The sequence below is a fragment of the Bacillus sp. BR3(2024) genome (genome assembly GCF_039134555.1).
GTDB classification, from domain to species: Bacteria; Bacillota; Bacilli; order Bacillales; family Bacillaceae_G; genus Bacillus_A; species Bacillus_A cereus.
Genome location: NZ_CP152433.1, coordinates 1,736,249 through 1,750,545 on the forward strand (window position 1 = coordinate 1,736,249; position 14,297 = coordinate 1,750,545).

The following is a 14,297-nucleotide window of genomic DNA, read 5'->3' on the forward strand; positions in this document are numbered from 1 at the left end:
ACTAGAGCTTATCTTTTGTATGTATTACCAATAAAGAGCAGTATCATAAAATCCGATTAAAATAAGGAGAAAACCAGCTATACGCTGAATGCTATTTCCTATTTTCCTGCTCTTCTTTAGTAATGCCCCGTTTAATCCCAGATAGGAGATGAAGGACATTAATACGACGATAGGAAGAGCAGTTCCTATCGAAAAGAACGTTGGAAACAAGTACCCGTAATTAAATGATAAAGATAAAGGGATTAACGTTCCAAAAAATAGAACGAACATAGTCGGACAAAAAGCTAAGGAAAAGAAGAATCCGAGTAAAAATGAACCAACTTCATTTTGATTTCGTATAAATTTAATCGAGAAGAAATATCTTCTTTTTATAATACCTGACAACAGTAGCCCCATTAAAATTAATAAGGGTCCCATCATTTTTCGTAACCATGGAAAATACAAAGTCAATATTTGCTGAATCTCTTTTCCTAAAAACCATACTAATAGTCCAAGCGTCGTAAAAGCCATTATTTTTCCTAAAATGAATAAAAGTATATGTTTCCATACATGTTCCTTTTGTAAAGATTGGTTGCTATAAAGTGTAATAGCACTAATGTTTCCTGTTAATTGGCAAGGAGCAAGGGTACCTACTATGCCTAATAAAAACGAAAATAAAAGAGGTACAGATTTCGTAGCATTCGCGGCATCCATTAAAGGAGACATGAGTTGATAGCTCCATTCACTAATTGTTGAAAACACGTTATATTCACCCTTCTACTTAAATTGGAATGTTCCTTCATTAGCAATCTGCTTCCACGTATTACCCTCATCTGTAGAGAGGAATACATTTGATTTCATTGTAGCAAATACGATTTCGGCTGAATTTTGAGGGTTTTGTGAAATATACATAATTGCATCTTTAGAATCTAAAGGTGGAATTTGTATGTTTGTTTCTTCATTTGTAGCAATGGATTTCTTCGTTACGATTTGCTTATTGATAGGCGCATAAATAACATCTTCATTACTTAATGTAATTGCGGTCGATTCAAGTGATTTAGCGAATATTTCAAACGTATTTCCGTAATCTGTAGATAAGTAAACACCATCTTTAGTACTTACCGCGACTACACTAGATTGATCTGGATGTACTGAAAAGGAGTGGATTGCACTTGAAAGCCCCTTCAATTTACTAGTTTTCCATTCTTGTCCATTGTTCGTACTGAAGTAAAAACCTTGTTGCAATTTAGAATTTGGACGTTCATTGTATAAATAAATTGTTTCCGTATTATATCCGACAGCAAGGTTATGAAAATCAGATTCTCCATAAAAAGCTAGCTTTTCGAGAGTATTACCACCATCAGAACTTTTCATTAATCCTAAAGGATTTTTTAAATTTGCTCCTGGTTCAGGATGACCGCTGGCAAAGAACCCGTTCTTCGTTGCCTGAAAGCCCATATAATCATGTAGTCCAGTTTTAGCTTCAAGCCATTTGCCATTTTGATAAACTTTTATCCCGCTATGAGTGGCGATAGAAACCCCAGACATATTTCCTGCATAGCCAATTCCGTGAATGTGCTCGATTTTTCCAGATGTAATTTCTTTATAGAAGTCTTGCGGACTCGTATTTGCTGTTTCTATATTTTTTGGTTGAGATTGCGCCGTTTCTTTTTTCACTGGTGCTGTTTCGACGTTGCTAGAACATCCTGAAATTATTAATAAAGAAGTAATTGCTAACCCTGTTACTACATAATGTTTCAAAGTTATGGCTCCTTTCCTATATATGAGATTTTAAGTATATGGAATAAATATCAAGAAATTGTGGAGTGGTATGCATAATTTAGCGTGGAAGAGGCCCGAGTAATGAAAATTCTCCTTTCGCTATGAGTATAATTAATTGACGAAAAATTATAACAATAATAGAATAAATTGTATTGATGATTAGTTTCACAAGCATACATAGAACACTAGGGGGATTATTATGAAATCAACATTTTTTGCTCAAAATAGAGAAAGACTAACGAAAACATTACCTGATGAATCCGTTACGATTTTATTTGCGGGACAAGCACCGCATATGTCAGCTGATGCACATTATAAATTTGTACCGAATCGTAATTTTTACTACTTAACGGGAATCGATGAACCAAATGTTATTTTTATGCTGAAAAAGTTTGGGAATAGTGTAGAAGAGACACTTTTCATTGAAAAATCAGATCCAGTAATGGAAAAATGGGTTGGGAAGACAGTTTCTAGCGAAGAAGCAGAGGGAATTTCAGGTATAAAGAAAGTTGTATATTTAGATAGCTTTGAAAAGACAATGTCAAATATACTTTTTACAGAAAATGCGAAGCATCTATATTTAGATATAGAACGTCGTGATTGGAATGGTACGGAGACAAAAACATTAGCATTTGCTAAACATGTAAGAGAAAAATACCCACACGTAACAATTGGTAATGTATATCCGAACATTTGTGAATTACGAGTATTTAAAACAGAGGAAGAAATTGAAATTATTAAAGAAGCGATTGCTGTAACGAAAGATGGTATTTACAATGTGTTAAAAAATGCAAAAGCAGGCATGATGGAGTATGAATTAGAAGCTCAATTTGATTTTACACTGAAATCATCTGGCATTAAGCACCATGCGTTCAATACAATTTTGGCGAGTGGGAAAAATGCTACAGTTCTTCATTATGAAGATAATGATGCACAAATTCAAAATGGTGACTTAGTATTACTAGATTTAGGTGCTCAAAAAGACTACTATAACGCTGATATTAGTTATACATTCCCGGCAAATGGAACATTCTCTAGTCGTCAAAAACAAATTTATAATATTGTATTAAAAGCATTAAAAGAAACAACAGCGCTTATTAAGCCAGGATTAAAGTTCGCTGCATTAAATGAGCATACAAAAAAGGTACTGGCAGAAGAGTGTAAAGCAATTGGTTTAATTCAAGAAGATGAAGAGTTATCAAAATACTATTATCATGGTGTCAGCCATTTCCTTGGTTTAGATACACATGATGTAGGAACATATAAAGATAGAGTGTTAGAAGAAGGTATGGTTATAACAATTGAACCTGGTCTTTATATTGAAGGAGAATCAATTGGAATTCGTATTGAAGATGACATTCTTGTAACGAAAGACGGGTATGAAAACTTGTCAAAAGATATCATTAGGGAAGTTGAAGAAATTGAAGAATTTATGAGTGTAAATAATGAACATGTAAAAGGAAACCAAGCTGTAGTTAAATAATAAAAGAGTCATCACTAATTTATTTGAACTTTATCTCGAACCGTGGACAATTAAAAAATCCATGATTCGGGATAGGGTTCTTTTCTTCGAAATACTAATCTTTAATTATTAATCCTAATAAAGTAGCAAACTGAACAGCTTGATATGTTGATACTTTACATCCTCTTAAATCGTTCACTGAAACTGTAAGTGTATCAAAGGTAGAAGAACTAATATCTATCCCCTTCAGTGATGTCTGATCAAAATTAGCTTCATCAAGACTACATAATTGGAATTCAACTTTTTTAAGTTTACAGTCAAAAAAATCTGCATTATTTAATGAAGTTTCATTGAAGATGATTTTTTCTAGTTTGGAATTTCCAAATGCTGCTAAATTCAAAATTGAATTCTCAAATTTAACATTTCCTAAGCTAGATTCTGTGAAATTTACTCCGATTAATTTACTGTTTTTAAATTCGACTCTGTGAACAGAAGAATTGCTTAAATTAACATTTGATAAATCACAGTTTTCAAAACAAACATCTGTAATATCAATATTGCTAAAGTCTGTATTAGTAAACTTACAGTTTTTTATCACCGCATCATATAATCGCACTCTATCTACACATTCATTTTCGAAAGTGGAGTCTATAATTTCACACACTTCCAATGTTGGATCTTCTTCATAAAAAATATCTTGAAAATTCTTTGAAGATAACTCTGGTGAAATTTTTGGTCTATCAATTTTCATCGTATATCAATCCTCTTCTATTTGATATATTTGTGTAATTTGAGTCTATTGTCTTCTTGTAAGGAACATTAGTTCTTATTATACAAAAATGTAAGTTCTTTTGTGAAGAGCATTTTAGCTACATTTTTCTTATTTAATAATAGCAGTGTTATTGTTTCTTAAGAAATAACGTCAAAACAAATACGAGAACGGCTAGTATAGTCGCTACAAGGAAAATATTTTGTATTTCTAAAATATTCGCCTCTTGTAATGTCTCCGCTTTTAGTAATCTTCCAATTAGCTTACGTAAGATCTAATTACATCTCCTTATTTTCTTGAAAATCAACTTCTATAATGATTTTGAAAAAGAAAAAGGAGGGATTTTCCATGAAGCGATTTGTATTAACAGCCGTTACAGTCTCTGTAATATTTTTAATTGCTGCCTGTTCTGTGACGACAAATATAACAAATGATCATAAAAATATGAATGATAAAAAAACACTACAGACTGAAACAGCTACAACACCATTGAAAGTTGAAAACGGACCAGAAGTTACTTTAATAGCGAAAGAAGAAAAGCAAAAATTAAGTAACGGTGTTATTGTTCCAGTCTGGACATTTAATGGCTCATCTCCTGGTTCAGAAATTCGGGTGAAAAAAGGTGAAAAGGTGAAAGTGACATTAAAAAATGAATTATCTGCACCAGTATCTATTCATTGGCATGGATATCCTGTCCCAAATAACATGGATGGAATTCCAGGCGTGACACAAGATGCAGTTGAACCAGGAAAAAGTTTCACTTACGAATTTGAAGCGAACGTACCAGGAACGTACTGGTATCACTCGCATCAAGATTCTGTAAATCAATTAGATAGAGGTTTGTATGGAGCGCTCATTGTAGAAGATACAAAGGAAAAATATGATAAAGATTACACATTAATGTTGGATGAATGGGTTACAGATAAAGAAGAAATGAATAAGCAGTTAAAAGAAATGACAAAAGGGCAAATAGGTAATAAATCTAAAGGTAATGAAAATGGGGAAAAGAATGATGATAAGAACGGCATGGATCATTCTGATATGAACATGGGCAGTGATAAAAAAGACTCTAGTAATATGGAAGGAATGGACCATGGAAATATGAAGATGGAAGGTCATGATATGAGTATGTACGATTTATTCACAATCAATGGAAAAAGCGGTGATTTAGTAGCGCCATTAAAAGTGAATAAGGGAGATAACGTTCGTCTTAGACTCGTCAATGCTGGTTATCTATCACATGATATACATGTTCATGGCCATGATATAAAAGTAATTGCGACAGATGGTCAACCAATAAACGATCCAAAAGTTATAAAGGATAAAGTAATTTCAATCGCACCGGGTGAACGTTATGATATTGAATTTACTGCTAATAATCCTGGGAAATGGTATGTTGAAGACCATTCGAAAAATAAAGGTGCAAAAGGAATGAAAGCTGTTATTGAGTATGATGGCAGCAAAGAGATGAAAGATAAAACAGACGAAAAAGAAAAATTACCGAAAGTAGATATAATGAAATATGGTACTAAAAAATTAGGTAGTTTCACGTTAAATCAAGAGTATACTGCCACATATAATATGGACTTAAATACGCAAATGAATGGAAATGAAATGGTATATACAATTAACGGAAAGGTATTTCCGGATATTGACCCAATTCAAGTGAAAAAGGGTGATTTAGTAAAAGTGAGATTGGTAAATCGTTCTAAAATGGATGATCACCCAATGCATTTACACGGACACTTTTTCCAGGTGTTGAGTAAAGATGGAAAACCGATAGAAGGTTCTCCAATTGTAAAAGATACATTGAACTTAAAACCGGGTGAAGAATATGAAGTAGCCTTTGTAGCAGATAATCCGGGCGATTGGATGTTCCACTGTCATGATTTACACCATGCTTCAGCTGGGATGGTAACAGAAGTAAAATATACAGATTACAAATCGGATTATGTTCCAAACCGAAACATTCCTAATAAGCCAGAGTAATATTAAGCAGTTATCCTATGGATAGCTGCTTATTCATTTTTGTTGCAAGTACTAATGTATATGTTGGTTATGCCCAGGTGAAGGTGCAGGAGTATGATCTGGGAATGTCGTAAATACGGCAACGATAATTACTACACTAATTGAAAGTAATAACAAAAAACGCTGTTGGATAAAAGTAGAAAAGTTCTCCGATAACAATTGAATCACACAGGACATAGTAATCGTTATAGTAAGTAAAAGGCTAATGAACAATATACTATGAGCTTGTTGAGCGTTTAACATTTCTGTAATCATTGCTCCCATCATACTTGCCATTAATCCAGAGAACATTCCTTCTAAAGCAGTATATAGGTGAAAACGTAGACCGATTAAGAAACCGATAAAACCACTAATTAAAATAGCAAGCAAAGTAGAATATAGTAATTCCCCCTTAAAGAGAATGCCTAAGTAAAAACCAATACTTAAACCAATACTCATACTAAAAGACATAATAAATACCATATACTCCATTAGGGTACCCTTACGTTTAGAAATATAGGATGTAATAAGAATCGAAGTACAGCAAAGTGTTAAGGTAGTTAACGTATAAGCAAACATTATGATACCTCCTTGTCCTATCGTTCATTTCATCATATGTTTATATGGAGGGTACTTATGCTTATTAATATCTGCATATTATCTGCACAATTTCATAGATGTAAGCAAAGGAACGCTTGATTTTTTAGGGCGTCTTTTTTAATTATAAGCATGTGAAAGAAATTGTTATATTATGAGTTTCTATTGTGAAGCCATAAAGAATAAGCGTATAATATTATAGGTCTCACATTTGCGAGACAAACCGCGAATGATAAATAAGATTGTTGTTTTATCATCGCTTCTAAACATATAGACAATGAAAGTAACACTGGAATACAGATAGGGAGTTATAAAATGAAATTAATTATTGCCGAGAAACCAGATCAAGGGTTGGCTCTTGTTTCACAGTTTAAATATCGCCGGAAAGATGGATATTTAGAAGTAGAAGCGAATGAGTTATTTCCAAATGGAGCGTACTGTACATGGGCAATTGGTCATTTGACGCAGTTATGTAATCCAGAGCATTATCACGCAGAGTGGAAAAAATGGTCACTTAATACGTTACCGATGATTCCAGAGCGTTTTCAATTTGAAGTAACAAAGTCGAAGTATAAACAGTTTAACGTTGTGAAACAGCTGTTACATAATCCACAGGTAACAGAAATTATTCACGCAGGCGATGCTGGGCGTGAAGGGGAACTGATCGTACGAAATATTATTAATCTTTGTAACGTGCAAAAGCCGATGAAGCGTCTATGGATTTCGTCTTTAACGAAGCAAGCTATTTACCAAGGGTTTAAAAATCTACTTGATGAAGCAGATACAATTAATACGTATTATGAGGCGTATACAAGGTCATGTGCGGACTGGGTCGTTGGTATGAATGCATCACGTGTTTTTAGTATTTTGCTAAAGAAAAAAGGAATGAATGATGTATTTTCTGCTGGTCGTGTCCAGACACCAACGTTAGCATTGATTGTAAAGCGAGAGAAAGAAATTGAAAACTTTAAGTCAGAGCCTTTCTGGGAAGTGTTTGCAACCTTTAATATAGAAGGAAAGAAATATGACGGAAAATGGGAAAAGGATAATGAATCCCGCTTAAAAGACCCTGATATGGCGAATAAAATTGCGGCATTTTGCCAAGGGAAACCGGCAGTTGTGAAGGAAATGAAAACGGAGCGTAAAGAGTTTCAGCCGCCGCTTTTATTTAACTTATCATCACTGCAAGCAACGGCAAATAAAGCCTTTAAGTTTTCACCGAAAAAGACGCTTGATATAACGCAAGCACTATATCAAAAAGGGATTGTTTCTTATCCACGTTCAGATTCTAACTATGTTACACAAGGAGAAGCAGCGACGTTCCCTGATATTTTACAGAAGTTAAGTCAGTTTGATGAATATAAAGGCTTATTACCGGCTCCGGTTGAATCCATTATGAATAACAAGCGTTATGTAAATGAAAAGAAAGTAACAGATCACTACGCAATTATTCCGACAGAGCAAGTTACAAACCCAAGCAGACTCTCAGGTGATGAAAAGAAAATATACGATATGATCGTAAGAAGGCTTATTGCAGCTCATTATGAAGTTGCAATCTTTGACTATACAACGATTGTAACGCTTGTAGATGAACGTGCTGAATTCATTTCAAAAGGAAAACAGCAAATTCAAGAAGGTTGGCGTAAAGTTATTTTCCAAGACGATAAAGATGACGAAACCATTCTTCCAATTGTAGCTGAAGGCGAAGAAGGAAAAGTTGTAAAGGTGAAAGTGAAAGAAGGAAAAACACAGCCACCGAAGCGCTATACAGAAGGACAACTTATTACGTTAATGAAAACAGCTGGTAAGTATTTAGAGAATGAAGAGCTGGAGAAAGTATTAAAGAAAACAGAAGGTTTAGGTACGGAAGCGACTCGCGCAGGTATTATTACGATGCTGAAAGACCGTAAGTATATAGATGTAAAGAAAAACCAAGTGTATGCGACTGATAAAGGAAAAGTATTAATTACCGCAATTGGTGATAAAATACTAGCTTCACCAGAAATGACTGCGAAATGGGAACAACGTCTTGCGGAAATTGGTGAAGGTACAGCTTCACCAGCTACATTTATGGAACAGACGAAAAAGCTATCAGCTAAAATTATTGAAGATGCAGTGGAAATGTCTGAGAAGTGGGATTTCACTGGACTACATGTTGAATCGATTGAACGAAAAGGATCGAAATTTACAACGGGTAAAAAGGTTGGTAGCTGTAAAAAATGTGATGGCGATGTAATTGATAAGTCAACGTTTTACGGTTGTTCTAACTATAATACAACGCAATGTGATTTCACCATTTCAAAGAAGATATTAAGTAAAACAATTTCGCAAAAGAATATGACAAAGCTCTTAAAAGGTGAAAAGACTGACTTAATTAAAGGCTTTAAAAAGGGCGAGAAAACGTTTGATGCGAAATTAGAGTGGAAAGATAATAAGATTAATTTTGTATTTGAGAATTAATTTGTTAAAAGAGCATGACATAAAACTGTCATGCTCTTTTGTTTTTCTTTTATATAAAATTTAACGATAAAAAAAATCCTTTAAATAATAATTTTTTATTGTAAAACGATAAAACTTGTATTAAAATCAAAATCATAATAAATGAGTGAGGTGCTTTTGTTAAAAGGTAACAACCTTATTTTTTAAATTAGAGGAGGTATAACTATGAACATTAACAATTTGATTGTTAAAAATATGGATAACCCCCATGAGTTGGAGAAGATGTATAGAAAAGATCCGAAAGCTTTTAAAAAAGCATTCTCACAAGCATGGGACCAAAATCCTGATTCCCAGGTTCTAGCTGCTTGGTATGAAAGGTTGCATTTCAAGGAGAAAGTAAATAAAGAAAAAACATCTTTGTTTCAAAAAGGTTTCTTATTCATGGGCCTTTTAGCTATTCTGGCCGGCATAAGCACCAGGATCATTTTCCACTTTGTTGAGCAGGAAGCAATTGCTCCAATTAACTTGGCTTTTGGTGTAATTCCCTTTATTGCTGCTTATTTTGTTTACAATAATACTCCGAAAAAAAGTATTATTTATTCCCTTGCAGCGTTGTTCCTAATTTCCGGGTATTATCTTAATACGCTGCCAGTAAATTATAAAGACAGTACCATACTTGCGTATTTACATCTTCCTATATTTTTATGGGTCTTAGTAGGGCTTGCATTTACAGGAAATGAATATTCAAAAGGCAGTACAAGATTAGCCTATATTAAATTTAATTTAGAATATTGTCTTCTCTACGGGAGCATGGCAGTGAGCGGAATGATACTTGCGGTATTCACCATGCGTTTATTTAGCTTTGTTGACTTAGATATAGGAGAATTCTATTTTAGTAATGTTGTTTTATTTGGAGCAGCGGCTCTCGCTATTGTGACTGCATACTTAGTATCAATGAATCTTAAGCTTGCTAAAAATATTACACCATACATATCTAAAATTTTTAGTCCTCTCGTCCTGATTACGTTGCTTATCTATCTTATAACGGTAATTTGGGTCGGGAAAAATCCATTCTTGGATCGCAATTTCCTAATGGCCTTCAACGGAATATTGCTTGGCGTATTGGCTGTTACTATATTTTCTATCGTTGAGAGTGACTCGGACGAGAAAAAGAACATTTCAGATTATATAAATTTTTCCTTAATTGTTCTGGCGCTTATTATTGACACTGTCGCATTGTCAGCCATAGTATTCAGACTTTCTTCTTACGGGATTACACCTAATAGACTTGCTGTTTTAGGAGTAAACATACTGATTTGGGCAAATCTCATTTGGATTATGTTTGCCTATATGCGTTTCTTGCAAAATAAATCAGGACTAAAAGCTATCCAAGATGCCGTTACGAAGTATTTGCCAATATACGGACTTTGGGCAGCTTTCGTTATATTTACGTTTCCTATCATTTTTAATTAGAAAGGATCTGTTAATGCGGGAGTGGTGAGGGCTAATAATCATTGGGGGATTAACAAAACCCCCAATGATTAAAGTTTCACTTTATTACAATTGGTATTATTACGTTTGTAGTTTCGGTAATTTCATTTGTATTGATAAATAAGAAGCAAGTGTTGTATGTAATCTTTCCATAATAAAAACCGTCCCAAAATGGGACGGTTTTTATTATGCGTATTGCCGTTTTTTCTTAATAAGCAACAAAACTTGTGAAACAAAAGCTAGTACCGGTAACTCAATCAACGGTCCAATAACGAGTGCAAGTGCGATAAGAGGCTCGTCTGGAAAAGCTGTTACAGCGATAGCGAGTGCAACAGGTGAGTTTCTTGCTAACGTTGTTAAGCTTAGACTTACTGTATCTTTGTAAGATAAATGCATGATGCGCCCGATAAATTGTCCTAGTAAAAAATTAATGATGAAGAACAATAGAACAGGAACGAGTAATAATAAAACGACATTCATATTTTGCAGTAAATATTTACCTTGTGATGCAAACATCGCTATTATTGCTAAACTTAAAAATACAATTTGAGCAGAGCTGAAAAACGGAATGAGTTTATTCTCGAGAGTTTCAGCTTTTTTCATTTTATTCATAATGAATTTTGTAGCGTGTGCAAGTATAAATGGTAAGACGATTACGATAACAATACTTTCTACTAAAACAGAAACCGCTACAGTTTTCATGACACCAGCAAATAAAAATAAATAAATTGGAAGGAGTAGTACTTGCAAAATTAAATTTACAGGTAAAATTGCAGTAGAAAGTGCTACATTTCCTTTCGCTATTTCAGTAAAGATTAAGTACCAATCTGTGCATGGAGTAACCATTAACATTATAAATCCAACCCAAAGTGCTGGATGATCTGAAAGAAATAGTGCTCCTAATCCCCAAGCGAGTAAAGGTGTCCATAAGAAGTTAATAGTAAGACTTGTTCCAGCAAATTTTAAATTACGAAATCCGTTTTTTATTTCTTTTAATGGGATGCTGAGGAATAATCCATATAGCATGAAAAATAAGAAGGGGACAATAAACTGGTCTGAATACGTATGTATCATATTAAATTGTCCGAGTACGATGCCGCATGTAACAGCAAAAAGAATAATAAAAGTTTGAATCTTTTCTATAGTGCTCATGAATAAATCCTTTCTATATATGAATTTTCCTCTCTAAGTTTATTATACAAGTAATAAAGATGTATTTGGTGTTCAATTGTATTTTAGTTAATATTTTTGAATTGAGATTTTATTTTTTATTAAAAGTTACTTGACTAAAGTAAGTGACTATATTACAATCACTTACATAAGGTAATTAAATAACAAAAAGTTTTGATAGCTTAACTTAAGGTATCTATTGGAACTTTTTCTTAGAATAAGAATTTTTATGATGATGAATAATGAATATGAAAAGAAAGATTAGGTGAAGAAAATGGGACTATTTAGCTCATTATTTGGTAAAAAAGAAGAAAATACGAATGTAGAGGGGAATAAAAAAATGTCAAAAGTATTATTTGTAAAAGCAAACGATCGTCCAGCGGAGCAAGCAGTTAGTTCAAAAATGTATGAAACATTTGTAAGTACTTATAAAGAAGCAAATCCAAATACAGAAATTACGGAATTAGATTTATTTGCATTAGATCTTCCTTATTACGGAAATATCGCGATTTCAGGTGGATATAAACGTAGCCAAGGCATGGAGTTAACTGCTGAAGAAGAGAAGGCAGTTGCTACAGTAGATCAATATTTAAATCAGTTTTTAGAAGCTGATAAGGTTGTATTTGCATTCCCATTATGGAACTTTACAGTACCAGCGCCATTAATCACATATATTTCATACTTATCTCAAGCTGGAAAAACGTTTAAATATACAGCAAATGGCCCAGAAGGTTTAGTTGGTGGTAAAAAAGTAGTTGTGTTAGGTGCTCGTGGTTCAGATTACTCTTCAGAGCAAATGGCTCCTATGGAAATGGCAGTTAATTACGTAACAACGGTACTTGGATTCTGGGGAATTACAAATCCAGAGACAGTTGTAATTGAAGGACACAATCAATATCCAGATCGTTCACAACAAATTGTTGAAGAAGGTCTAGAAAACGTTAAAAAAGTAGCAGCAAAATTTTAATTCATGATAGTAAATGGAAAAACCAACATGGATGACCATGTTGGTTTTTTAGTCTATTTTTCATGTTAAAAAATGTATATTTATAAAATAAAAGAAAAGTTCGAAAATAGTATTGCAAAATATTATATAGCAAACTATAATGAGTTCAAGAATAGTTGATACTTAAATTAAATATTCAGAAAATTCAATTAGTTAAAATTGGAAAATGAGATAAGGAAACTTGAATGGGGGTTATATTATGGCGAATAAAGTACCGTTTTCGTTCATAGTAGTTATTGGATTAATGTTATTTGCACTATTTTTTGGAGCGGGAAATTTAATTTTCCCAGCGATGCTTGGTCAATCAGCAGGAGAGAATGTATGGATTGCTAACGCTGGATTTTTAGTAACTGGTGTTGGATTACCATTACTAGGTGTGCTAGCATTTGGTTTTTCAGGTAAAGATGATTTGCAGTCGTTAGCTAGTCGTGCTCACCCAGTGTTTGGGATTGTGTTTACAACAGTTTTATACTTAGCGATTGGTCCGTTATTTGCAATACCGAGAACAGGAAATGTTTCTTATGAAATTGGTCTTAAACCGTTTATGCCAGAAGGAGTAGGTTCTACACCTTTAATTCTTTTCACAATTATATTCTTTAGTATCACTTGTTTTTTTTCGCTAAATCCCGCGAGAATTGTCGATATTGTTGGAAAAATCTTAACACCAATTAAGTTGACTTTCATCGGTATTTTAGTAATCGTTGCTTTTATACATCCGATTGGAGATATGCAAGCACCAGTGGAAGCTTATACATCACATGCATTCTTTAAAGGATTCCAAGAAGGATACTTAACGATGGATACGCTTGCATCATTCGTATTCGGGATTATCATTATCAATGCTATTAAAGAAAAAGGTGCGAAAACGAAAACACAAATTATGGTCGTTTGTGCAAAAGCGACAATTATTGCAGCATCTATTTTAGCAATTATCTATACAGCACTTTCTTATATGGGTGCTTCAAGTGTTGCAAAGCTTGGACATTTAGAGAACGGCGGAGAAGTATTAGCGAAAGTTTCTAACTACTATTTCGGATCATATGGCGGAGTATTATTAGGATTAATGATTACAGTAGCTTGTTTAACAACTAGTGTGGGACTTGTATCAGCATGTTCTTCATTCTTCCATAAGTTATTCCCAAATGTTCCTTACAAAGCAATTGCAATCACGCTATGTGTATTTAGTGCAATTGTTGCAAATGTAGGATTAACACAGTTAATCGCAGTTTCTGTTCCAGTATTAACAGCAATTTATCCACTAGCAATCGTATTGATTTTCTTAACATTCTTCCATTCATTATTCAAAGGAAGAGCTGAAGTTTATCAAGTGAGCTTAATCGTAACATTTATCATCAGCTTATTCGATGGATTAAGTGCAGCTGGAGTTAACATTGAAGTAGTAAGCCAAGTGTTCACTAAATTCCTTCCGATGCAGGAAGTAGGATTAGGCTGGATCTTCCCAGCGATTATCGGTGGATTTATCGGATATGGACTTAGCATTTTAAAAGTGAAAAACCAAGTTCAACCAGAAACTAGAGCGGATAAGAAAATAGGTTAAATAAAAAAGTTATAGAACTTGTTTCTATAGCTTTTTT

The 14,297-nt window shown here is 33.6% G+C and carries 11 protein-coding genes; 6 read left to right on the top strand and 5 right to left on the bottom strand.

Annotation, left to right across the window (positions count from 1 at the left end):
- Positions 1-24 precede the first annotated feature (24 nt).
- On the bottom strand, positions 25-741 hold the full coding sequence (locus V7S45_RS09040) for a sulfite exporter TauE/SafE family protein (RefSeq protein WP_000493100.1): 717 nt from the start codon (positions 739-741) through the stop codon (positions 25-27).
- Between the two features lie 15 nt (positions 742-756).
- Positions 757-1,740, bottom strand: coding sequence for a F510_1955 family glycosylhydrolase (locus V7S45_RS09045; protein WP_342761747.1), 984 nt, complete (start codon positions 1,738-1,740; stop codon positions 757-759).
- A 220-nt stretch (positions 1,741-1,960) separates the two neighbouring features.
- Between V7S45_RS09045 and V7S45_RS09050 the strand changes: the two genes are divergently transcribed.
- Positions 1,961-3,244 carry an aminopeptidase P family protein gene (locus V7S45_RS09050; RefSeq protein WP_000842981.1) on the top strand — a complete coding sequence of 428 codons (1,284 nt, stop codon included), beginning with the start codon at positions 1,961-1,963 and terminating at the stop codon, positions 3,242-3,244.
- Between the two features lie 94 nt (positions 3,245-3,338).
- Here V7S45_RS09050 and V7S45_RS09055 read toward each other — a convergent pair whose 3' ends face one another.
- Positions 3,339-3,974 (bottom strand): pentapeptide repeat-containing protein, encoded by a 636-nt coding sequence (locus tag V7S45_RS09055; protein ID WP_000687265.1) that lies wholly within the window; start codon positions 3,972-3,974, stop codon positions 3,339-3,341.
- Positions 3,975-4,340: 366 nt separating this feature from the next.
- Between V7S45_RS09055 and V7S45_RS09060 the strand changes: the two genes are divergently transcribed.
- On the top strand, positions 4,341-5,981 hold the full coding sequence (locus V7S45_RS09060; protein WP_342761748.1) for a multicopper oxidase family protein: 1,641 nt from the start codon (positions 4,341-4,343) through the stop codon (positions 5,979-5,981).
- Positions 5,982-6,032: 51 nt separating this feature from the next.
- Here V7S45_RS09060 and V7S45_RS09065 read toward each other — a convergent pair whose 3' ends face one another.
- Complete coding sequence (locus tag V7S45_RS09065) at positions 6,033-6,578, bottom strand: hypothetical protein (RefSeq protein ID WP_000458541.1); 546 nt, start codon at positions 6,576-6,578, stop codon at positions 6,033-6,035.
- Positions 6,579-6,911: 333 nt separating this feature from the next.
- Here V7S45_RS09065 and topB point away from each other — a divergent pair, with 333 nt between their 5' ends.
- Together topB and V7S45_RS09075 are read left to right on the top strand one after the other, a co-directional pair.
- Entirely contained in the window at positions 6,912-9,056 is a 2,145-nt protein-coding gene (gene topB, locus V7S45_RS09070) for a DNA topoisomerase III (protein ID WP_000766755.1), read from the top strand.
- Positions 9,057-9,260: 204 nt separating this feature from the next.
- Positions 9,261-10,508 (top strand): DUF4153 domain-containing protein, encoded by a 1,248-nt coding sequence (locus tag V7S45_RS09075; protein WP_025687213.1) that lies wholly within the window; start codon positions 9,261-9,263, stop codon positions 10,506-10,508.
- A 204-nt stretch (positions 10,509-10,712) separates the two neighbouring features.
- On the opposite strand, the gene V7S45_RS09080 is transcribed toward V7S45_RS09075, so the two are convergent.
- The gene (locus tag V7S45_RS09080; protein ID WP_025687212.1) at positions 10,713-11,678 is read right to left on the bottom strand and encodes a bile acid:sodium symporter; all 966 of its coding nucleotides are present in this window, start codon (positions 11,676-11,678) and stop codon (positions 10,713-10,715) included.
- A 292-nt stretch (positions 11,679-11,970) separates the two neighbouring features.
- On the opposite strand from V7S45_RS09080, the gene V7S45_RS09085 reads away from it, so the two are divergent.
- Entirely contained in the window at positions 11,971-12,663 is a 693-nt protein-coding gene (locus V7S45_RS09085) for an FMN-dependent NADH-azoreductase (RefSeq protein ID WP_000522528.1), read from the top strand.
- A 238-nt stretch (positions 12,664-12,901) separates the two neighbouring features.
- The gene (gene brnQ / locus V7S45_RS09090) at positions 12,902-14,260 is read left to right on the top strand and encodes a branched-chain amino acid transport system II carrier protein (RefSeq protein WP_342761749.1); all 1,359 of its coding nucleotides are present in this window, start codon (positions 12,902-12,904) and stop codon (positions 14,258-14,260) included.
- Positions 14,261-14,297: the final 37 nt, after the last annotated feature.

Bases quoted from the DNA above. Each gene is read 5' to 3' on its own strand.
- V7S45_RS09060 (WP_342761748.1), top strand. From the start codon at position 4,341: ATGAAGCGATTTGTATTAACAGCCGTTACAGTCTCTGTAATATTTTTA.
- V7S45_RS09080 (WP_025687212.1), bottom strand. From the start codon at position 11,678: ATGAGCACTATAGAAAAGATTCAAACTTTTATTATTCTTTTTGCTGTT.
- V7S45_RS09055 (WP_000687265.1), bottom strand. From the start codon at position 3,974: ATGAAAATTGATAGACCAAAAATTTCACCAGAGTTATCTTCAAAGAAT.
- V7S45_RS09075 (WP_025687213.1), top strand. From the start codon at position 9,261: ATGAACATTAACAATTTGATTGTTAAAAATATGGATAACCCCCATGAG.
- brnQ (WP_342761749.1), top strand. From the start codon at position 12,902: ATGGCGAATAAAGTACCGTTTTCGTTCATAGTAGTTATTGGATTAATG.
- V7S45_RS09065 (WP_000458541.1), bottom strand. From the start codon at position 6,578: ATGTTTGCTTATACGTTAACTACCTTAACACTTTGCTGTACTTCGATT.
- topB (WP_000766755.1), top strand. From the start codon at position 6,912: ATGAAATTAATTATTGCCGAGAAACCAGATCAAGGGTTGGCTCTTGTT.
- V7S45_RS09050 (WP_000842981.1), top strand. From the start codon at position 1,961: ATGAAATCAACATTTTTTGCTCAAAATAGAGAAAGACTAACGAAAACA.
- V7S45_RS09085 (WP_000522528.1), top strand. From the start codon at position 11,971: ATGGGACTATTTAGCTCATTATTTGGTAAAAAAGAAGAAAATACGAAT.